Genomic DNA, 19,514 nt, shown 5'->3' with positions numbered 1-19,514 from the left:
CAGTTCTGGTCGCAGCTTAGTCCTCACGGAACGCGCCGTGGAAGCTGTCGAGCAGAGGCCTGAGAGCGTAGAGCGCCACGGTGCCGCGACCCGTCTTGATGAACACTTGGGCCGGCATTCCCGGAATAATCTGGACACCATCGATCCCCGCGCCTGCCGGATCTTGCACTCGAATCTTCGTTGCGTAGTAGGGCTGATCCGTGCGCTTGTCGACCAGACGGTCGGCAGAAACGTGCGTCACAGTCCCATGGAGCCGTGGTACGCGCCGCTGATTGTAAGGCAGGAGGTTCACGTCCGCGCCCAGTCCGGGACGGACCACATCGATGTCCTCGGGCCTGACGCGCGCAATTACGATGAGCCGATCTTGCCGGGGAACCAGGTCCATGAGAGGTGCGCCGGCGCCAATGACGCCGCCTGGGGTATGAATCCTCAGGTCCGTCACCACGCCGTCCTGGGGCGCCTTGACCGCCGTTCGTGACAGTTGGTCGTCGGCCGCCTGCAGTCGTTCGCGTATCTGAAAAATCTGGTTTTGCACCTCGCGCAGCGACTGCGCGATCTCGTTCTGGCGGTCGTTCTCGAGTTTGAGAAGAGTCGCCTGCGATTCGTTGATAACCTGCCCGGCGCGCGATATCTGCGCGACAATCTCACCCCGCCGCCCCTCGATGTCAGCCATCTCCCGCTCGAGGTTCAGAAGGCGCGGACGCCGCTCAAGCCCCTTATTAACGAGCATCGCGACGGTCGCCGCTTCCTCGCGGACGATTTCGATGCGCCTTGAGGCCGCGCTTTCCTGCGCCCTGAGGCCCTCGATCTCTTTCTCCACCTGCGACCTTTTCTCCCGATTTACGGCCGCTTGCGATTGAAAGACCTGCCGACGCGTTTCGAAGATGGCTTGCTGCCCCGCAAGGACATCTGCGACCGACGAACTAGCATACTGCGCCATCTCCAAGCTGGCCGGAAACAACACTTGTTCCTCTCCATGCTGTTCCGCCTGCAGCCGTGCTTCTCGTGCCGTCGCCTCCCACAACTGGCCTTGGAGGCTCTGCGCTTCGGCGCGCGCCTTGGTGTCCTCCAACGAGATCAGCGTTTGTCCGGCGCGGACAACGTCGCCGTCCGCGACCAGAATTTCCCTGATGATGCCACCCTCAAGGTGCTGAATCGTCTTGCGGCTCGACTCGGACTCGACGGTGCCGACGGCAATCGCTGCGCTCTCGAGGGGGGCATAGGTTGACCAGGTACCGAGACCAACGACAAAGCCGCAAACCAGCAGGTTGCCTGTCCAGGTGACACCGCGAAGTCGGTCGCGGAGCGCCGGCGGCGCCGATCTCAACCACCGTGGCACCTGCCACATCTCGACGTGAGCGAATGCAATTTTCAGACGATCCCATCCCCTCCGGGCAAAGAGACGGTGAAAACGTTTGATGCGGAGCCAGGTGACACCGCGCAGCCGGTCGCAAAACGCCAGCGCCGCTGACACCAGCCATCGTGGAATCTCCCGAATGTTGATGTGAGCGAATGAAATTTTCATGAGACAGATTCGCGCGAAGCAACTTGGGGGCGTGTCAAACACCTTTCGAAAACTTCCTTGCTGTCACCGAATGCGCTGACCGCACCGCCCTCCATGATGGCAAGCTTGTTCGTTGCGCCGAGGATCCCGATCCGGTGGGTGATGATGATGACAGTTGTATTGGCCGCCTTCATCCGCTCAATGGCGTCGAAGAGCATGCGCTCGCCGAGAGCGTCCAGGCTGGAGTTCGGCTCGTCGAGGACCACGAGGTGCGGGTCGCCAAAAAACGCCCGTGCAAGGCCGAGGCGCTGGCGAAAACCACGCGGGAGATTGGCCCCTCCGCCAACGACGACCGTATCGTACGACTGCGGCAGCCGAATGATCGTCTCGTGAAGGCCGGCCAGCTTTGCTGCTTCAATGACCTTCTGCAAATCCGCGTCGTCCAGCCGTGCAATGATGTCCTTTACGGTTTCTCCGAAGAGATCGATATCCTGCGGCAGGTATCCGAGGCGCCGGCCGCCTCCCAGATCGCGCACGGCCAAGACGTCGATGCCATTGAGCAGGACCGAACCTACCGTCGGAGCGGAGATTCCGGTGATGATCTTGCCGAGTGTGGATTTGCCGGAGCCGGATGGACCAATGATGCCAAGGCATTCACCAGGCGCGAGACTGAACGACACATCCTTTAGCATCAAATGGCTCGACCCTGGCATGACGGCGCCAACATTGTTGACGATGAGGTTGCCCTTCGGCCTGTCCGGGAGAGCCTTGATGTTCGCAACCGGGGTGACAGCGGCCATGATGTCGTTGAGCCGGCGGTAGGCGGCCTGGGCCATCGCGAAAGCCTTCCATCCCGCAATCGCCCCTTCAATGGGCGCGAGCGCGCGTCCGAACAGCATGCTCGTGGCAAAGATGATGGCAGCACTTCTACTCTGTTCCAGGACGAGCCAGGCGGCAGTGCCCATGATCAGGACCTGCGCCAGCGCCCGCGCGGGTTTGGAGATCAGCATGATGGTCTCGTGGCGGCGTTGCACCACCGCCTGCTCGCTCCTTGCATCCTGCGCAGCCTGGCCGATGAAGCGCGCGGCTCCGTCGAGCATTCCCATCGCCCTGATGACGTGGAGATTTCCGACGGCCATGGCGAACCACCCCTGGCTCTTCGTCAGTGCGGCAGCCGAGCGCGCCTGCGGGCCTTGCGTGAGCCAGTCTCCGGCAAGCCCGAGACCAAGCAGGAGAAGCGCGCTGAGTGCGCCGATCACTCCCAGCAACGGATGCACAAGGAAGAGGACGCCGAGAAAGAGCGGCGTCCAGAGCGCGTCAAACAGCGTCGAGCTAGCTCCGGACTGAGCGAACTGACGCAGGGACGTAAGATCGCGATATGCTTCCGATGCCCGCGCCCGATCCGCTTCATAGGCGTACTTGAAGCACGCGGAGAGCACTGCCGGATGGAGTTCTTCCTCAAGCCACTCGCCCATCCGGCCCAGTGCAGCGCGGCGCAGTGCATCAAGCACTCCGCCAACCACGACGGTAAACGCAACGATCAGCGTCAGCATCAGGAGCGTATCGCCGCTGCGGCTCGACAGGACGCGATCATAGATCTGTAGCAGATAGATGGAAGGCGCGAGGAGAAGGAGATTATAGCTGCAGCTATACGCAAAAACGAGTCCGAGCGATCCCGCGCATGCCCGTAAGGCCACCTTCAACGGCGTCCGCGGTGGTGAGATCGTTTGCAGCCGGAGCGGTGGCATCAGCATTGCGGTCCCCGCCAGAGATCTGAAGTCCGACCCTTGCCACCCAGTTGTTCGCCGACCTCGCGGCGAAGTGAGAACCGGCAGCCCTGGCCGCCGGTTCTCTGCTCCTGGAGGTGTCGATCAGCCGTGCACGAACATGCCTGAATCGTCGATATGGTAGTGTTCGTAGTTGTTAAGCGCGTCGTTCAGGTTCGCGGACTCGATGCTGGCCTTGAAGTCGACATCTCCGCCTTCCGCCTTGTTGTGGTCGCCGCCGTCGCCGCCGATGCCGGCCATCACAGTCTGGCTCATGTCGGCCTTGAGGTAGTTTTCCTGATAGGCCGTCGTGCTGGCGTCCACGTCGGATTTGTTGTGGCCGCTGTCCGATTCCTGGTCGCCATTCGATACGGCTTTTCCGGTCTCTGCTTTCGAATGCTTCTCCGCCTCCGCGTTCGCGCCGCCGGCGTCCCAGTCCGCCTTCTGGTGAACCTGATCGCCGGTCTTGACGTGCACGTCGGCGCCTTCCGCCTTGTTGTAGGGGTTGAAGCTGATGCTTGGGCTGCTGCTGATGTTACCCGTGTTGACGCCGTCTCCACCGTTACCTGCGCTGTTGCCGCCGGTGTCGACGTCCTTGAACGCGATCGTATCGGAAGGAAACATTACCTTAGCCTTTGACATGTGAATCTCCCTGATGGTTTGCGCACTGTGCGTCCCAATGTGGACAGCAAGGATTTTGGATTTGGACACCGGAGCGGTCTAGCCGCCAAAGCTGATGCCACCCTGTGGCAACGGTGTACGCCCGAAATGCTACCGTCTCGCCGCCGAGATCCGGTGAGCTTCAATGCCGCTGGAGCGTTTTCGAGCGAAGCATGCCTTGTGACTTGATCCGTGGGTGGAGACCGGTGCGCGTCAAGAAACTGCGTCAAATGAAAAATCGAGAGCCCCGTTTAGACATGATCCAGCAAGTGAAGGTCCGACAACAGGTGCATGGCGAAATCGCCGCCAAGCGCAGTGTTGCCGTGGCCGCCGTCACCACCGATTCCGGAAATCTGGATCGCGCTCTGATCGAACACGACATCGTTGCTCTGATGAGCGTCGGCTGTTGAATTGTATCCGGCGACCGCAATGTTGATCGGGGCGTAGATCGCCACGTCGATGTCGACCATGCTTCCCGAGAAATGGCCGTTGCCGCCGTTGCCGGCGCCGTTGTTGCCGGTCGCGATGACGTCAGAGCCGATCAAATCGAAGATGGACGAGAACAGGTCCGGACTTCCGCCAATCGCGGCATTGCCGTTCCCGCCGTCACCCCCGACGCTAGCCATCTGAAACGCGGATTGATCGAACACCACATTGTTTGTCTGATCAGCGTGGGCACTGGAATTGTATCCTGCCACCGCGATATTGATCGGATAGTATAACGCAAAGGACGCGTGAACGACGCCCCCGTAAAAGTATCCGTCTCCGCCGTTGCCGGCGTGGTTATCCCCGCTCGCGATCGCATTGGAGCCAATCCCGCCGTGGTCGGACGCGAGGCCTGACCCGCCGATGGTTTGGTGGGGCCCGTGGCCAGTTCCGGAGACAGACACATCTCCGCCAGTCGCGGCATTGCCGTTCCCACCATCCCCCCCGACGCCGGCCATCTGAAACGCGGATTGATCGAACACCACATGGTTCGTCTGATCAGCGTGGGCACTGGAATTGTATCCTGCCACCGCAATGTTGATCGGAGCATAGACCGCGACAGGAGCGTGCACCATTGCTCCGAAGAAGTAGCCATCGCCGCCATTGCCGGCGCTGTTGTCACCGGTGGCGATCACGCCAGGGCCGACAGACCCGAACGCGCCGACGTTTCCGCCCAATGCGGCATTCCCATTGCCGCCATCACCGCCAATTCCCGCGATCTGGGTCGCGGACTGATCAAAATACGCAATGTTCGTCTGATAGGCGTCGGCTGTCGCATGGGAGCCGGCCTGCGCCACGTTGAACGGCTCGAAAGCAGCGTAGCTCTTGCCGATCAGGCTCCCGGCAAAATAACCGTTGCCGCCATTGCCGGCGCTGTTATCTCCCGTGTGGGTCGGGAAGAGTGGCCACGAATCCGCGGAAAGCCACCACGAGCCTGGTGCATCGTACCCGAGCGGATACTTGATGCCGAGGTGACCGCCGTCCGATACACTCCGAACACCCATGGCTGCTGCCCTACCGAAATCGCTTCGCGCCGACTGGACGGACGCTCCCGAACTCAAGAAAGAATGTCACCACGGCAGGCCAAAAGCCGAGTCGTCAATTCGGATCGCAAACGTTCGGATGGTTGGCATGATATCGGTTACGCCCGTTCGGGTGTAGGTAGTGGTGCCTTGCCGTGACTCCGGACACCTTCGCGGAGGAAGTGGATTGTGTCCGCCTGGCGAGATGTACCAAGGTACTTTGTGCGTTCGGGACGCTGAAGGTTATTGGCAACGAAGGGAGATGCACAAACGACCTTATGCACTAGCCGATGAATCCAGTTCACCGATTCATAGGGCCGGCGGAAGCTCCACATGCGAACAGCTTTGCGGCCCAATGGTGCGCCACCACGTCGCGAGCGCACGGCATGCGGCTGCCTCGCCGTCGCGATCGCGAGATCGAAGGACCCATCTGCCTGCATCATCAGCGACGAGACTTTTTCGAAGGCCGAACCCTACGGGATCATGCTGCGCAGGGACGATGCGCCGTTCAAGGCCATGGCCGATCGAGCATCCGCGGATCTGTACCGAAGCCCGGAGATCGAGGCGATCTACAGGGGAACCGGGATCGCCGTTCTCGCGCGAACAGGGCCGATGACCCGCAGTGCCCACATCGCCCTCGGGCAAGAATACGATCGTGGGCCGACGGCTCGGGGTCATGCTCCCAGCCGGAGGCGCGATGAAGCGTTCGGAATCCGTGGATGAATTGCAGGATGCCGGCGGCGGCCAGCCGCCGTAATTTCCAGCCATGTCTCGGTGTCGACGCCTCTACCGCAACGGCCGTTTCAGCCGACAATCGCTCGCGGTCGGCCGCCATCGACGGCGAATCCAGATCGAGCACGGCCATGAGTCTCTGTGCGTTGCTGCCCTCTCGCGCCTCGATCAAAATAGCGATACGATGTCATGCGGGCTTTGTCGAACAAACGATGGTGACCCGCAGTTGCATACACCTGGAACGGCGCCGCATTTATGCCGACGTCGCAAGACGTCTGGTTATACGAGTACGACACTCGAAAAGCCAAGACTCTCGCGAATGCCCTTCTGCCAGGCCGCCAGAAGTTTATCTCCGATCTCGCGATGAGCGGAATTCTCGCTGAAATACTTCGTTACCTCCGGTGCCAACTTCGCCAGAACGTCCGCGGCTTGCTCAGCGATCCTATTGATGGCCTGCAGGGAAAGATCGCAGCGGGTTTGACCAAGACGCTCCAACGCTTTGCGGTCCGGCCAGTTGGTCGAACCATTCAACGTGAGCGCCATGCCGTCCTTCGGCAAATAGGGCACCGTGCTGACGAGATCATAGACCGGCGCAAGACGTGCAGCACCAGTTACATCTTCATAGATGACACCGAAGTTTTTCAGATGTGCGTCACCATTGCGAAGTGCACAATTGAGGACGAACAACTTGAATAGATCCTCTAGCGCGTTGCGCTGCCCAGCAGGATCGATGAATTCGCGAGCACGCTTGAACAAGCGTGTTTCGTAGCCACCATTGTATTTCTCGATAGTGGGTACACCGTTGAGGACGCAAAAGTCCTCGTAGCCCAGATAAGTGCCGTCAAGCCGTATATCGAAGCGCTTTACAACAATGGCGGCACCGTTGTCCGAAAGCTGGAAATCCGGAACGGTCAATCCTATGGCTTTTGCGGCCGACAGACAGAAATGTTCGTTGGCAGCCAGCTCGGGATATTCGTTCGGGTCCCAAAACTTCACGATGTGTGTAGCGCTGCGGAAGCTCTGGGACTGGCGATCACCTGCACCTTTTCCAACGTCGTCGACAGCGCGGATCATCACCTTGGGCTGGATGCCCGAAAGCCCTGAATGGACCGCAAACTTCTCAAGCAGATAAGCAAACAACTCGCCACCGCGCTTTGCGCTGAGTATCTCGTCGATCGATTGGAATGGAACGTCCTCGCTTAGCTCGGCATCAAGATCAGAGTAACGGATGCGCCCGATCTGGGTTCGTCCAACGACCGCTAGCAAATCGAAATCATCAAACGTTCCGGTTGCCTTGGCAAAACTTCGCATGAGGTACGCCCGGAGCGCCCCCTCCGGGAGATTCATGTCGAATATCGGCGCAAGACCATGTTGCGTATTCCAAGATGCTGTTCGCACCGGCATGGTAATCGAGACTGCACGTTCGGTTGCCACTTTCGGCTCGTAGACGAAAGCTGTCCCACGCGGTCCATGGCGGTCCAAATGTCCAGCCGACTGCTGATCAGTCCAGACGCGGAGCATTAGCGAGTCTCCTCCGCTGCCAGATCCTCAAGTGTCGGGCGACCGCGATTAAACTGCGTCAACCGCAGGTCGAGATCTAACGCATTCAAGATGCGAAGCAGATGTTTGATGCCCATTTCCGCAAGGCGCGCATTCTCAAGCGCCTCTAGTCGTGCGCGGCTGACGCCTGCAGCATGTGCCAGCTTGGTCTGCGACCATCCCTTGGATTTACGGGCCGCCTTAACACACTCACCCAGTTCAATAAGGTCCATACCTGCCGCCTATAATAGTCAATCTGGCACTTTTAGCCAGATACGCCTTCTATAATAGTCAAATCGGACTAGCGCAATGCCTTATATAGAGGTTAATTACCAGGGATTGACGCGAACGCCTCTTAAAGTAGGCAAGGCTGGGATTTGCAGGGTGTTGGCCCAGCGAGGATATTGACTGCATAGAACAGATGGGGAACATTTTCAAGCCTACCAGCCGATGGCGCCTGCGGCGGGACACTTTCGAAACTCAGTGCTGCCCAAGCCAACCCTTCACGGCGGCAACCGTCGTCGCTCGCGAGCCTGAGCCGCGTGGCGACCGCGGCGATGCCGACGAAGGATTTCGCCGTTCGCACGGGAAAGGTCAACGGCACCGACGGAGGACAACCGATGGCTATCAAGGATTCCATAAGCCTACGATGACTCTATGGAGGAGATCCCGGACGAAGAGAGACAGAGCGGCGAACGAGACCGCGACACCTGGGCGAAGGTGGGTGTTCTCGTCAATGAATTGGCACGCCCTGCGCTCTTCCTGAATCTTCCCACGAGCGAAACAGAAAGCTACGGAAGGCCGCCAGGAGAGCCGGCGTACGCATCGCTGCGCGCTTTGCTACGTTCGTCGCCCGCATGGAACGTCGCCGGGCGCGAAGTATATGTTTGCGAGAATGCAAACCTGCTTTCGATCGCTGCCGATCGCTGGGGGCCCAATTGTGCTCCGGTGGTCTGCACTGACGGCATGCCGGCTGCTGCGCAGCGATGCCTCCTGTCTCAACTTGCGTCCGCCGGCGCTCGACTTCTTTATCATGGCGATTTCGACTGGCCAGGAATACGCATAGGCAATCACGTCATGCGAGAGCACGGTGCGCAACCGTGGCGTTTCTGCGCGGACGATTACGAGGCTGCCCTCCGGGCCGCACCGACCATTGCAGAACCCCTTGCAGGGAAGGCGGTCGACGCGGTCTGGGACCCGGCGTTGCCAACGGTGATGCAGCATCAATTTCTATCGCCGAAGAAGGCCTGGCGGCCTCACTGCTCGCGGATCTGGGCGACTGCTAACCTCCTGGCGCCGGTAACAGCTCCAGAAGACTCCGCAGCTCTAGAGTGCGCCAGTTCATTCATTGATGCAACAAAGTCGATCAAGCAGCCTCCTTGTTGATCCCGGCCCCAATCTACGTGACAGACCTTCGGATTTTTTCAGTCATCATTTTGCTCGCAGACGGGGTCGTCGGATCGTCAGGCGCGGCGGAGATCACAACGGCGAGGCGATGTGCGAGGGAGACGCGGATCGGGGATCGATATTCGATACCTCAATGCGAAGCACCGAATGTTCAGGAAGTGTCGCGCATGTCTTTGCGCTTATGACGGAGCAATGCGCGATAGCCGCCCCGCATCAGAGCTAGCCCCGTCTGGACCAAGCGAATGGTACGGCCGCGTAGATCGTGCGTTTTCCAGTTCCGATCGGGGACACGATGCTTCCCAAATAAGCATTGCGCGATTTCGCGATAGCTGTTTCCCTCCAGCCACCCATCCATGGCACGCATAGCAAGGATAAGCCGGTGCCGACGCGGGAAAGACAGAGCAAACGGGCAAGGCCCGAGGGGACGCAGTTCGAGCGCCGACCAAAATCGAAGGGCTGCTTGCGAGCGAATGTCGAAATTGGAGTCGAGCGGCAGCTCGACAGCAAGCAATGAGCCGGTCGGTCGAAGTTCTCTCAACAAAAGGCGATGGTCCGCGCCTCCGAGTGGCACAATGGCATGCCATCCATCTGGCGCAGGACGAAACTCGCCACCCTCCAATCTGGCGATATCGAAGGCATACCCCCTGGAGACTACCGAGCAGACAGCCCCGCGGACCGGTAGCACCGTTGACAGAGCCTCGGGCGCCCAGAAAATCGTTTGTTTGTCGAAGGCCTTTTGCGGATCAGCCGCGAAAGGACAGCCCCCATTGCTGTCGGAAATCGTCCGTCATCCCGCGCGATCGTTGGTCGCTGACCAGCGCCTGATACGCTCTTTGGTACTCGCGATCGCGGCGGAGCCACTCCCAGGCAATATCCGCTGTTTCTACTCTCTTGGCGTTGGGATAAACTTCCTCTGATCTCCAAGCACCTGATATCATACTACTTCCTCGTGCTCGCGCATCACACACACACGGGTCGTGTCCCTTGAGGTGATGTAGCTCGGTATAGCGAAGCCGCTCGCGACGGGTGGTCCCACATAACGCCGTAGCGACCGAGCGGCTTCGCGGTGGTCATCGATGATTCGTCCGGTAGGGTCGGGTTACTAGCACCAATCCGATTCGACGGACCACCGATGATCGACGAGATGATGAACCTTCGCAGGCTTGTGGAGAAGGTCCCAGACGCCGATCTGCTGCGCGAGATGATCGGCTTTGCCATCCAGCAGCTGATAGAGCTCTGGAGGTCGAAGGACTGACCGGCGCTGGCTTCGGCGAGAAGAGCTCCGGGTGCCGTGCTCAGCAACGGCTATCGCAACCGAAACTGGGAGACGCGCGCCAGTGCGGTCGAACTGCGCATCCCCAAGCTGCCCAAAGGGTCCTATTCCCCCCGCCTTTCTGGAGCCGCGCCGGATGGTCGAGAAGAGTACGCATCCGACGAAGACCCAGGGGTAAGTCTCTAAGCGGCCTAAGCTTCTGGGGCCCTCGTTAGATTATTCTTGATCTCTCGGTGCACACATCGTGCACACGTCGCCTTCTAACCGCTTGAAAAACTTGAACTCTCGCTCCAATCCATCACCGGGGCAACGCAAAATCGATGCGATAACGTATTGATGTTGTTTCGCTTTATCATCTCGTCTGGAATAGCTGATTTTTGGGCCTGCACAAATTCAAAGCTTAAGCCGATCGCCTGTTCTTCTCGCGATGATGCCGTGCCTCTCCGGTACAGCATTGCAGTACCGGATCACCTCGTGCAGTACCGCGGTAGTTTGTACCCTCCTGGTCGGTCCCATCTACTTCGGCAGCAAAGTAGCGTGCCGGTTTCGCGAAGCCCAGCGCTTCATGCAGATTGAAGCGGCGCGCGCTGGTCTACGAATGTGCCCGCGCAGGCGATGCCGCCGACCGGAAGCGCTTGAACATCCTTGCCAGCATGGCCAGGTGCATTAGTAGCGATATGGCTATGAACGTCATGACCGATGCCGTTCAGATTTTCGGGGGGATACGGCCATACCATGGATTATCCGGTCGAACGCATGATGCGCGAGCCAAGCTGACCCAGATACTCGAAGGCACCAACGAGATCCAACGCATGGTGATTGCGCGCGAACTGCTATGCTGACGTGACAAGCCAAATTCACAGACGCTGCTGGCCGGCGCACCTTTTCAGCATATTGCTGATGAAGAAGATCGAAAGGGCGTCGCTGTGCTGTTTATCGAGCCTGTCACTCGCTTTAGAACCGCTTGCGGATCAACTTCACCATTGTCTGACGTCCACGCGACGAATTGATCCGGTCGAACAAGCACCAGCGCCGCCTGGTAACGCGCACGTTCGCCGGTACGACTGTCCTGGATCACTGCTAGCGGCACGTTTAGCGCCGTTGCCGCCGATGCAAACGCCTTTACCGCAGCATCGTCGACATCCAGCGCCAAAAGCGTGAAGCCTGTTCCAAGCTCATCATAGACATTGCGTCCGCTTGACAATGATGCGGGAGCCAGATGATGCCCGGGACGCGCCGTGAACGTATGTGCGCCAATCGCACTGCAATTGGCGTCAGTGGGGCCCCATACGATTGGGGAGCCCTCGTAATTTGGTTCGAAGGCATTGACTTCGGACGGGGCACCGGAGCGACGCGCCTCCCACGCGCGTTCAAACGCGCCCTTGTTCAGCTCGGGGCTATGTTGCGCCAGGAAGGACCTATCCGTCTCAATCGCTTTCTCGATGAAGTCACGCGCAGTCGATTTGAAGACCGGCCGTCTCTCTTCGTCGTAGGAATCAAGGAGCTTGTCGCCGCCCCATCCCTCAAACACGGCCGCAAGCTTCCAACCGAGGTTCCTCGCGTCTTCCAGGCCAGTATTGACCCCATAGCCGCCGTAGGGCGGATGGCTGTGAGCCGCATCGCCTGCGATGAAGATCCGCCCCTTTCGGTAGGCATCTGCGATGGCAATCCGCAGCTCCCAAAAGCCGATATGTTCGAACTCGAGCTCAAACTCGGCGCCGACGGCGGAATGGAGGTATTCGCGAAAATTGAAATTGTCTTTCGTCGTGCCTAGCGGCACGGGAGCATGGAAGAACCAGGTTGTTCCCAGATCTACACGCCCGAAGAACTTCCAGTAACCTTTAAGCTCGGGGTCGAGAATGTTGTAGTAGGACTTGCCGGGGTAGCGTTCCAAAAGCCGATGCAGCCCGTGCGACTTGAAGACGAGGAGCACCATCAGCCTGTCATGCTCCGAACGGATCTGGCTGATACCAGCATGCTCTCTGACCAGCGAACGGCTACCATCGCAACCAACCACATAGTCGGCCCTCAGTGTCCGGCGTTCACCCCCTTCCCGCTCGGCAACCACGACATCGACGCCGCGAGCATCCTGGATCAGGCTTTCGGCGGTCCATCCGTACAGCGTCTGGATTGCGGGTATCTCGTCGGCGCGTTGGCGCAGAACGGCTTCCGTTGCGTATTGCGGCAATCTCTCGTTATCGGTGAAGTAGAAGGGCCGAACGAGCTCCCGCTGCATCCAATCATACGTATAGGGGCCGAGAAGCGTCTTGTAGGCAGTCAGCCCGCCGATTCCGTACTCACGCGGAATTGTTCGTGCAGCCCGGAGCTGTTCCTCGATACCCCAGAAGTGGAAATGCTCCATGGTGCGCTGCGTAAGATTTTGACCTTTGGGAATGCGTTGCGGCTGCTTGTAGCGCTCAACGACGGTGCAGTTGATGCCCCGCTGACCAAGTTCGATCGCAAGTCCCATTCCGACTGGACCGCCACCAACAATGACAACAGACGCGTTGCTCATTGGCTCAGCCTCAGGACGTTCTGCAGACGATGGCAGGCGTACAGCCTTCGTGCGATGGTCGTGCCGCGGTAGTCGCTCAATGCATCCCCTCCATCGTTTTGCAAGGCCCCTCGCCGCTTGACACCAAGCGACCTGCTCCTCAATCTGCGCAGAAATGATCTTAATGTCCACTATACGGACAGTGGCATCGAGGCAAGTCGAAGATTAAGCGTGAAACTGCATCGGACCCTCCGTTCAGGTTCTCTCCAACGGCAAAACCGCGGCGCGTTCGATCGGTACCAGGGGAGCGATGGGATGAATACGGAACGCGGAAGTCGCAACCAACCTGCTCTCGGGTCAGGCGATGCCCGAAAGGACGCTGTTGGCTTTCCATCGGGTGCCGAGGCATTCCTTTCGCAGTTGAAAGCAGACGGGATCGAGTACCTGTTCTCGAACTCAGGGACCGACTTTCCGCCCATCATCGAAGCCTTTGCCAGGGCGTCGACGACACAATTGTCGTTTCCCACACCACTTCTCGTGTCGCACGAAGCCGTCGCCATGGGTATGGCGCATGGCTTCTATCTTGTTACAGGTCGCCCCCAGGCTGTCATGGTTCACGTCAACGTTGGACTTGCGAACGCAACCATGGGAATTATCAACGCGGCGTCAGACAATGTCCCGGTGATCGTGTGCTCAGGACGGACACCCATCACGGAGACAGGGCGGGCCGGCAGCCGCACAACCCCGATCCACTGGGGGCAGGAAATGCGCGACCAGGCGGCGATGGTGCGAGAGTTCGTGAAGTGGGACTATGAGCTTCGGTATGGAGACCAAGCCATTGATGTCGTTTCACGCGCAGTTTCATTGGCTACCAGCGAGCCGCCAGGGCCAGTGTATCTCAGTCTCCCGAGGGAAGCCCTCGCGGAGGTCTCGGATTCCAAAGTCCGAACCCGCACGTCCGCGGCCGCACGATCGGGCCGGCCGCGCAACGAAGCCATCGCAAAGGCCGCAAAACTGCTTGCGAACGCGAAGTCGCCGCTCGTCATTGCGCAGAGAGGCACCGGTACCGGCGACTTCGAGCCGCTGTCAGAATTCGTGGATCGGTATGCATTACCAACTTGCGAGTTCTGGGCCACGCGCAACTCGCTTTCCACCAGCCATCCCATGCACATTGGCAGAGATCCGGCTGACTGGCTGCGCGGAGCCGACATCGTGCTCGTGCTGGATGCGATGGTCCCGTGGATCCCTGACCAGGTGTCGCTGCCGGCCGGATGCAAGACCATCGCGATCGGTTCCGATCCGTTATTTTCCCGCGTTCCAATGCGCGGCTATCAGTTTGATGTCTTACTGACAGGCAGCCCCGCAGAGGCGATAAGAGCCCTTGACGAGACGTTGGCTAGTCACGAGGACCTCGACGGCGCGCAGATCAGCGATCGCCGTCGCGATATCCACGCCCGCTGCGCCGCCCTCCGACAGCAGGTTCGAAGCCGGATTGAAGCAGGTAGCGGCGCGCCAATGAGCCCGGCTTGGGTGAGCCACTGCATTTCACAAGCCAAAGATGCTTCAGCGATCGTATTTTCCGAGTTGGCTTGCGAACCTGCTGCGATGACGTTCGAGAAGCCTCGAACCCTTTTCACCGTTCCACAAGCGGGGGGCCTTGGATGGGCACTGCCGGCCGCCCTCGGCGCGCAGCTTGCTGATCCCACCAGTGAAGTCATTGCCTGCGTCGGCGACGGGTCATACATATTCTCCAATCCGGTTGCCTGTCATCACATGGCATCGGTGCATCGGCTGCCTGTCCTCACGATCGTCTTCAATAACGGCATCTGGAACGCAGTCCGGCGCGCCACGGTAGGCATGTATCCAAACGGCGCAGCGGCTCATGCGAACAAAATGCCACTTACATCCCTAGAACCGTCTCCCGATTATTGTGGCATTGCACGCGCGCACGGCGCGTACGCCGAGCGGGTTGAACGGGGCGAAGAATTGCCTGGCGCGCTGGAACGCGCACTCGAACGCGTACGGACCTCTCGGGCACAAGCATTGCTTGAGGTGATGGTGTCATGCTGAAGGAAGCTTCCTTCCAAAGCCGGATCGATCCAAAACGGTTCCAAATCACGTTTAGCTGCCGGCGGCCATCATTGATCGAGCTGAACATTCGCCGATTTCGCGACGGCGCTCCACGACTGCAGCTCCGATGTGATCCTCGCGGAGAACTCCTGCGACGTGCTGCTCGCCGCCTCCGTGGCGAGGGTTCGGAGACGTTGGCGCACCTCATCGTCCTGCATTACCTTATGCACTTCCGCTTCAAGGCTCGCCGTGATGTCCTTCGGCGTGCCTTTGGGCGCGAACAATCCCGACCAGAAGATGGCTTCAGCACCGGCAACACCTGCTTCTGCGATCGTGGGAACATCTGGCAGCTGCGGCAGTCTGGCTGACGCTGTCACTGCCAAGGCACGAAGCTTATCGTCCTTGATCAGCGGCATCGCGGGAAGCGTGTCCGTCATCGCCGCAGTCACCTGCTTGGACAAAACCGCGACCACCGCATCGTTAGTGCCTCGGTATGAAACGCGCTGCAGCGTCGCGCCGGTCTTGAGTTTCAGCAGTTCAAACGCGAGCGTGAACGTTGGAGAGGCGCTCGCATAGTTTGCGCTGGACGAATTTTTCTTCGTCCATTCAATGAACTCGGGCAAGGACTTGAAGGGCGCATCCGCCGAGACGACCAATACGAGAGGGAAAGTCGCCAGGATACTGATCGGCTGGAAATCACGTTTGGTGTCATACGGCGTTTGTGCCGAGACGGCCGGCCCCACGACCATCGCGCCGCTCGCTCCAACCATGAGCGTGTATCCGTCCGGCTCCTGGCTTTTGACGAAGCTTGCTGCCGTGGCCCCGCCCGCTCCTGGCTTGTTCTCCACGATCACCGGCTGGCCAAGGGCCTTGTGCAATTTTTCCGCCAGCACGCGCGCCAGAATGTCGTTGCTGCCGCCGGGCGCAAAGCCGACAACAAGGCGAACTGGTCGGTTTGGATAAGAGGAGGAGGCCTGCGGCTGTGCTCCGGCAATCAATGGCGAGAAGGCGATGGTTACTGTTACGAGGCGCAGCAGCGACCAGATGCGATGAAGTCCATTCATGGTGCTCTCCAAAGTGTTGGCCAGCGGCCGGCATGTGAATGGTCGGCTGCGGTCAGTTTGCTGGCAGAACCGGCCTCTCAGTTATTCGCGCTTGTCGTTTCAGCCTGAACGGACCAGATCGCGCATCTTGGCTGACTCTCTTTGGAGAAAAGCCGTGAAATCCGACGAGTCGAGATAAGCATCAACGCATGAAATCTGGCGCACCCGCTCACGCACCGTGGAATCAGCGAGCGAGGTTCTGATATGTTCAGACACCCGCACGACGATTTCGTTCGGAATACCTGCCGGCCCAAGCATGCCAAGCCACGCGGAGACTTCGAAGTTCGGCACACCCTGTTCTGCGACCGTTGGAATATCGCGGACCAAATCAACCCGCCGGGCCGACATGATCGCCAGCGGCACAACCTTTCCCGCCTTGATGTGCGGATGCGCCGAAGTCAGGTCGACGGAACACAGCGGGATTTGGCCGCTGAGAACGTCGGTCATAGCGGGAGCACTCCCGCGATAAGGCACATGGACGAGGTTTGCCTTGGTTGCCTTTTTGAGAAGCTCGATCGCGAGGTGCTGCGAGGAGTTCACGCCCGTCGAACCGTAGGAAAATCCATCCACTTTCTGTTGAGAGCGGTCGATCAGTTCCTTGAGCGATCTAACGCCAGCGTCCGGATTGGCAACAAGCACCAGGGGAATATCGACGAGCTTTGCGATCGGCGTTAGCTCGCGCAGAGGTTCGAAGTTCGGGCTCGCATCGGGCACGTGAGGATTGATAACGAGCGCACCCGTCGCCCCAATTCCAATTGCATGACCGTCGGGACTCGACCGCGCCAAAGCGATTAGTCCCGTAGTCCCCCCTGCTCCAGGTCGATTTTCAATAGCAAAAGGCTGCCCCAGAAGCTGCGCGAGCTTTTCTCCCACGATGCGCGCCACCCCGTCGCTGGACGCGCCGGGAGCGAACGGGATGATGATGGTGACAGTGCGCGAAGGAAAATGCTGACCATAGACAATCGTCGGAGCCAGCAAGCCGGTCAGCAAAACCGTCCGACGCGAGATCGCGCTCATCCATTTTCTCCCTGTCATTTCTTTGGCCGGCTTGCACCGGATGGATGTGTCCATTGCATGGACATCATGTTCAATATGGAGGCTAGAGGGTCAGTTGCGGAGCGTCAAGATGGTCAACTCTGCTGGAGGAACCCCTCGAAAGGACGACCCTCCGCACGGTTAGCGTTGCGGACACACCTCGATCCCAAGGCACGTCTCCGGAAGCACGTGCGACGGTTTGACCGGGGCCCGGACCGCCGGTACAAGGAAGTTCCATGAGTTCGTGATCGCCCGTGAAACGTAAGCCCAAAAAAGTCGCCTCATCTTCCGACTCGAACAGCGTAGGTCGTCAGCGCCGTCGCGCGGAAAAGTCCGGCGGCGAATCCCTGTCGACGGTCAGGGCTGTCGATCGAGCCATCGCGGTTCTGCAGTGCTTCACGGCCGAAACGCCCGTGATGAGCGTTCTCGAAATCCAGCGTCTCGTGGGACTGAGCCGACCGACCCTATACCGGCTGCTGCAAACTCTCGCAGGCACCGGGCTGATCACTGCCGAAGGTGATCCTCAACGCTTCAGGCTAGGCCATGGCGTGATGCATCTCGCGCATGCGTGGCTGTCTGGAATCAAGCTCATTGATGTGGCGAGACCCATCGTCGCGGGCCTTCGCGAGAAAACCGGCGAAACCGCCGCACTGTTTGTCATGCAGGACGACCATCGGATCTGCGTTCTCGAACTGGAGAGCCATCACGTCTTGCACATTGCAAGGGGCATCGGAGACAGAGGCGGCCTCGTCGTCGGGGCAACCGGCAAGGCGATCCTCGCCTTTCTTGACGAGGATAGGCAGGCGGCAGCGATCAGCAAGGCTCTCAGCAAGGCCCGGCAAATCGAGTTCGTCACCGCGCTGAAGGCCATTCGCGCCCAAGGGTATGCAACGAGCAGAAGTGAAGTCATTCTTGGCGCGGTCGCCGTAGCGGCTCCCTTTTTCAACCACAACGGCGAGGTCATCGGATCGATTGGCGTTTTCGGGCCGACCGCACGCGTGAATGACTCCGACGTTCCGAAGATTGCCAAGCTCGTTGTGGGTGCGGCCAGCACGCTTTCAACTCAGCTCGGATATCGACCAAAGCGCCCTGGCGTCGCGGCGCCTGAGGTTGAAAGTACCCGCAAGGTTCGACAGCAGCCCTAGACACGGCGCTGCCGTTGTCGCATTGCCGCGCTAAAAGCGTCGGACGAGAAAGTCGTCCGTGAACTCTCCAAGGGAAATCTTGACGGGAATCTCGTCCTCCGTGCCCAATTCGATGATTTCGGATCCCGATTTGTTATTGGCGGCGGCAAGAAGCTCAATACGTCGGGCGATCTCTTCAGCCTGCCACGCATTGAGGCCCCACCGGAAACTGCCCGGCCCATCAGGCTTTAATCCGTAGTTTCCTGCGCCTCCTTCTTCCGGAACAACCGTCAATTTCGCTTTTGAGCGGGCGCCGGGCAATTGCTCCCCGACGTCGAAAGATCTCCGTCCCTCTGCAAACATACGAAGGAGGCCTGCTAACGCCGTCAGGTCTTCGCGCTCGCCCAAAAACAGGAACAGCGGGTGAAAGTCGCTCGGCAGGTAATCGAAACGAAGCATAGGTCTGTCCCGGAACCTCGACATTTCAGGTCGCATTCAGAAGCTTTGCAATATCCTGCGCATGGCAGAGCTCAATGTCGCCGACCTCCGCAGGATTTCGCGCAACCTCAAGGTAACGAACCTGAACCCACATTCCGTCGTCCATATTCTCCAGAACCTCAGCGATCGTCCCGTCTTCAAGCTCGAGACGGTCGCCCGGTTTGAGGGTCAGAACGTTGATCATTGCCGCGCCTTAGAAGAATACCGACAGGTTCTTTGCCAGGAGCACATTCTGATCGAGGATGATCTCACGCCGCGCGATCTTCCAGCCGTTATCAGTCATGCGGAGCACGTCCGTGCGTTTCCCGACGAACGTATAGGTCTCGTACTCGACCCGATTCTGATAAATCAAGAAGCGGCATCGCGCTTCGACCTCGCGCGGATCATCCAGGGATGGCAACACTTTCTTGATCTGGACGTTACTTACCATGTGGCAAACACGCGACAGCGGCTCCTCGGCGAAGTGAACGCCCGTCAGGATCTGGTCGACTCGTTTCGTCAGCGTCCACTTGTCCTCATCAAACCAGCTGATCCCGATCCCTGTGCGGGTGTTTTCTCGCTCGCCATGCTGCCCGAATTTGACGTTGCGGCGGATCGGCATGAAATAGGTAATGTCATCAGCAAGCAGATCGAGCCAGTCGCGAAACCGGCGCTCATCGAGCAGTTCGGCTTCCGCATAGAGGAATTCTTCGATATCTGCCCTCAGCCGATAGTGAGCGTCCGTGCGCGGAAGCTCGGCTGATCCGGTCGGCGACGGCGGGATGGTTTCAAGCACGGCGGCCATGCTGTTCTCCTTGAGGG

18 protein-coding genes and 2 pseudogenes are annotated in these 19,514 nt (G+C 59.3%); 6 read left to right on the top strand and 14 right to left on the bottom strand.

The window, feature by feature from the left end:
- Positions 1-16 precede the first annotated feature (16 nt).
- From V1288_RS24525 to V1288_RS24510, 4 genes are all read right to left on the bottom strand, one after another.
- A complete protein-coding gene (locus V1288_RS24525) occupies positions 17-1,348 on the bottom strand; it encodes an HlyD family type I secretion periplasmic adaptor subunit (protein ID WP_442894046.1) in 1,332 nt (443 codons plus the stop codon).
- A gap of 173 nt (positions 1,349-1,521) precedes the next feature.
- A complete protein-coding gene (locus tag V1288_RS24520; RefSeq protein ID WP_334359483.1) occupies positions 1,522-3,258 on the bottom strand; it encodes a type I secretion system permease/ATPase in 1,737 nt (578 codons plus the stop codon).
- A gap of 117 nt (positions 3,259-3,375) precedes the next feature.
- Positions 3,376-3,912, bottom strand: a complete 537-nt coding sequence (locus tag V1288_RS24515) for a hypothetical protein (protein WP_334359482.1) — start codon at positions 3,910-3,912, stop codon at positions 3,376-3,378.
- A 269-nt stretch (positions 3,913-4,181) separates the two neighbouring features.
- Positions 4,182-5,213, bottom strand: a complete 1,032-nt coding sequence (locus V1288_RS24510; protein ID WP_334359481.1) for a hypothetical protein — start codon at positions 5,211-5,213, stop codon at positions 4,182-4,184.
- Between the two features lie 621 nt (positions 5,214-5,834).
- Here V1288_RS24510 and V1288_RS24505 point away from each other — a divergent pair.
- Positions 5,835-6,014 (top strand): annotated as a pseudogene (locus V1288_RS24505) (amino acid ABC transporter substrate-binding protein); the annotation flags it as partial.
- A 435-nt stretch (positions 6,015-6,449) separates the two neighbouring features.
- On the opposite strand, the gene V1288_RS24500 reads toward V1288_RS24505, so the two are convergent.
- Together V1288_RS24500 and V1288_RS24495 are read right to left on the bottom strand one after the other, a co-directional pair.
- Positions 6,450-7,691 carry a type II toxin-antitoxin system HipA family toxin gene (locus V1288_RS24500; RefSeq protein ID WP_334359480.1) on the bottom strand — a complete coding sequence of 414 codons (1,242 nt, stop codon included), beginning with the start codon at positions 7,689-7,691 and terminating at the stop codon, positions 6,450-6,452.
- On the bottom strand, positions 7,691-7,942 hold the full coding sequence (locus V1288_RS24495) for a helix-turn-helix domain-containing protein (RefSeq protein ID WP_334359479.1): 252 nt from the start codon (positions 7,940-7,942) through the stop codon (positions 7,691-7,693). Before V1288_RS24495 ends, V1288_RS24500 begins: the two co-directional genes overlap by 1 nt.
- Positions 7,943-8,366: 424 nt before the next feature.
- On the opposite strand from V1288_RS24495, the gene V1288_RS24490 reads away from it, so the two are divergent.
- Positions 8,367-9,095, top strand: a complete 729-nt coding sequence (locus tag V1288_RS24490; protein ID WP_334359478.1) for a TIGR02679 family protein — start codon at positions 8,367-8,369, stop codon at positions 9,093-9,095.
- Positions 9,096-9,267: 172 nt separating this feature from the next.
- Here V1288_RS24490 and V1288_RS24485 read toward each other — a convergent pair whose 3' ends face one another.
- Entirely contained in the window at positions 9,268-9,687 is a 420-nt protein-coding gene (locus V1288_RS24485; RefSeq protein ID WP_334361395.1) for a DUF2285 domain-containing protein, read from the bottom strand.
- Positions 9,688-9,859: 172 nt separating this feature from the next.
- The gene (locus tag V1288_RS34130) at positions 9,860-10,054 is read right to left on the bottom strand and encodes a transcriptional regulator domain-containing protein (RefSeq protein ID WP_442893982.1); all 195 of its coding nucleotides are present in this window, start codon (positions 10,052-10,054) and stop codon (positions 9,860-9,862) included.
- A gap of 194 nt (positions 10,055-10,248) precedes the next feature.
- Here V1288_RS34130 and V1288_RS24480 point away from each other — a divergent pair.
- Positions 10,249-10,540 (top strand): annotated as a pseudogene (locus V1288_RS24480) (transposase); the annotation flags it as partial.
- A 421-nt stretch (positions 10,541-10,961) separates the two neighbouring features.
- Positions 10,962-11,231, top strand: coding sequence for an acyl-CoA dehydrogenase family protein (locus V1288_RS24475; protein ID WP_334359477.1), 270 nt, complete (start codon positions 10,962-10,964; stop codon positions 11,229-11,231).
- A 44-nt stretch (positions 11,232-11,275) separates the two neighbouring features.
- Here V1288_RS24475 and V1288_RS24470 read toward each other — a convergent pair whose 3' ends face one another.
- The gene (locus V1288_RS24470) at positions 11,276-13,075 is read right to left on the bottom strand and encodes an FAD-dependent monooxygenase (protein WP_334359476.1); all 1,800 of its coding nucleotides are present in this window, start codon (positions 13,073-13,075) and stop codon (positions 11,276-11,278) included.
- Positions 13,076-13,198: 123 nt separating this feature from the next.
- Between V1288_RS24470 and V1288_RS24465 the strand changes: the two genes are divergently transcribed.
- Positions 13,199-14,953, top strand: a complete 1,755-nt coding sequence (locus V1288_RS24465) for a thiamine pyrophosphate-requiring protein (RefSeq protein WP_334359475.1) — start codon at positions 13,199-13,201, stop codon at positions 14,951-14,953.
- A 68-nt stretch (positions 14,954-15,021) separates the two neighbouring features.
- On the opposite strand, the gene V1288_RS24460 is transcribed toward V1288_RS24465, so the two are convergent.
- Complete coding sequence (locus V1288_RS24460; protein ID WP_334359474.1) at positions 15,022-16,017, bottom strand: Bug family tripartite tricarboxylate transporter substrate binding protein; 996 nt, start codon at positions 16,015-16,017, stop codon at positions 15,022-15,024.
- Positions 16,018-16,116: 99 nt separating this feature from the next.
- Positions 16,117-17,073 (bottom strand): Bug family tripartite tricarboxylate transporter substrate binding protein, encoded by a 957-nt coding sequence (locus V1288_RS24455; protein ID WP_334359473.1) that lies wholly within the window; start codon positions 17,071-17,073, stop codon positions 16,117-16,119.
- A gap of 272 nt (positions 17,074-17,345) precedes the next feature.
- Between V1288_RS24455 and V1288_RS24450 the strand changes: the two genes are divergently transcribed.
- On the top strand, positions 17,346-18,236 hold the full coding sequence (locus tag V1288_RS24450) for an IclR family transcriptional regulator (protein WP_334359472.1): 891 nt from the start codon (positions 17,346-17,348) through the stop codon (positions 18,234-18,236).
- A gap of 30 nt (positions 18,237-18,266) precedes the next feature.
- Here the strand turns inward: V1288_RS24450 and V1288_RS24445 are convergent, their stop codons facing one another.
- From V1288_RS24445 to V1288_RS24435, 3 genes are read right to left on the bottom strand one after another with little or no spacing between them, the layout of a single operon-like run.
- Entirely contained in the window at positions 18,267-18,674 is a 408-nt protein-coding gene (locus V1288_RS24445) for a hypothetical protein (RefSeq protein WP_334359471.1), read from the bottom strand.
- A 25-nt stretch (positions 18,675-18,699) separates the two neighbouring features.
- Entirely contained in the window at positions 18,700-18,897 is a 198-nt protein-coding gene (locus V1288_RS24440; protein WP_334359470.1) for a hypothetical protein, read from the bottom strand.
- Positions 18,898-18,906: 9 nt separating this feature from the next.
- Positions 18,907-19,497 carry a 3-phenylpropionate/cinnamic acid dioxygenase subunit beta gene (locus tag V1288_RS24435; RefSeq protein ID WP_334359469.1) on the bottom strand — a complete coding sequence of 197 codons (591 nt, stop codon included), beginning with the start codon at positions 19,495-19,497 and terminating at the stop codon, positions 18,907-18,909.
- Positions 19,498-19,514 lie beyond the last annotated feature (17 nt).

Origin of the sequence: Bradyrhizobium sp. AZCC 2176 (genome assembly GCF_036924645.1) — a bacterium.
In the GTDB taxonomy this organism is placed as follows: domain Bacteria; phylum Pseudomonadota; class Alphaproteobacteria; order Rhizobiales; family Xanthobacteraceae; genus Bradyrhizobium.
Note: the sequence above shows the minus strand (reverse complement) of the source record. Positions and strands in the feature narration are given on the sequence as shown.

Excerpts from the sequence above, each read along its gene's own strand:
- V1288_RS24525 (WP_442894046.1), bottom strand. The coding sequence starts at position 1,348 with ATGTGGCAGGTGCCACGGTGGTTGAGATCGGCGCCGCCGGCGCTCCGC.
- V1288_RS24520 (WP_334359483.1), bottom strand. The coding sequence starts at position 3,258 with ATGCTGATGCCACCGCTCCGGCTGCAAACGATCTCACCACCGCGGACG.
- V1288_RS24515 (WP_334359482.1), bottom strand. The coding sequence starts at position 3,912 with ATGTCAAAGGCTAAGGTAATGTTTCCTTCCGATACGATCGCGTTCAAG.
- V1288_RS24500 (WP_334359480.1), bottom strand. The coding sequence starts at position 7,691 with ATGCTCCGCGTCTGGACTGATCAGCAGTCGGCTGGACATTTGGACCGC.
- V1288_RS24495 (WP_334359479.1), bottom strand. The coding sequence starts at position 7,942 with ATGGACCTTATTGAACTGGGTGAGTGTGTTAAGGCGGCCCGTAAATCC.
- V1288_RS24490 (WP_334359478.1), top strand. The coding sequence starts at position 8,367 with ATGGAGGAGATCCCGGACGAAGAGAGACAGAGCGGCGAACGAGACCGC.
- V1288_RS34130 (WP_442893982.1), bottom strand. The coding sequence starts at position 10,054 with ATGATATCAGGTGCTTGGAGATCAGAGGAAGTTTATCCCAACGCCAAG.
- V1288_RS24465 (WP_334359475.1), top strand. The coding sequence starts at position 13,199 with ATGAATACGGAACGCGGAAGTCGCAACCAACCTGCTCTCGGGTCAGGC.
- V1288_RS24460 (WP_334359474.1), bottom strand. The coding sequence starts at position 16,017 with ATGAATGGACTTCATCGCATCTGGTCGCTGCTGCGCCTCGTAACAGTA.
- V1288_RS24455 (WP_334359473.1), bottom strand. The coding sequence starts at position 17,073 with ATGAGCGCGATCTCGCGTCGGACGGTTTTGCTGACCGGCTTGCTGGCT.
- V1288_RS24445 (WP_334359471.1), bottom strand. The coding sequence starts at position 18,674 with ATGCTTCGTTTCGATTACCTGCCGAGCGACTTTCACCCGCTGTTCCTG.
- V1288_RS24440 (WP_334359470.1), bottom strand. The coding sequence starts at position 18,897 with ATGATCAACGTTCTGACCCTCAAACCGGGCGACCGTCTCGAGCTTGAA.
- V1288_RS24435 (WP_334359469.1), bottom strand. The coding sequence starts at position 19,497 with ATGGCCGCCGTGCTTGAAACCATCCCGCCGTCGCCGACCGGATCAGCC.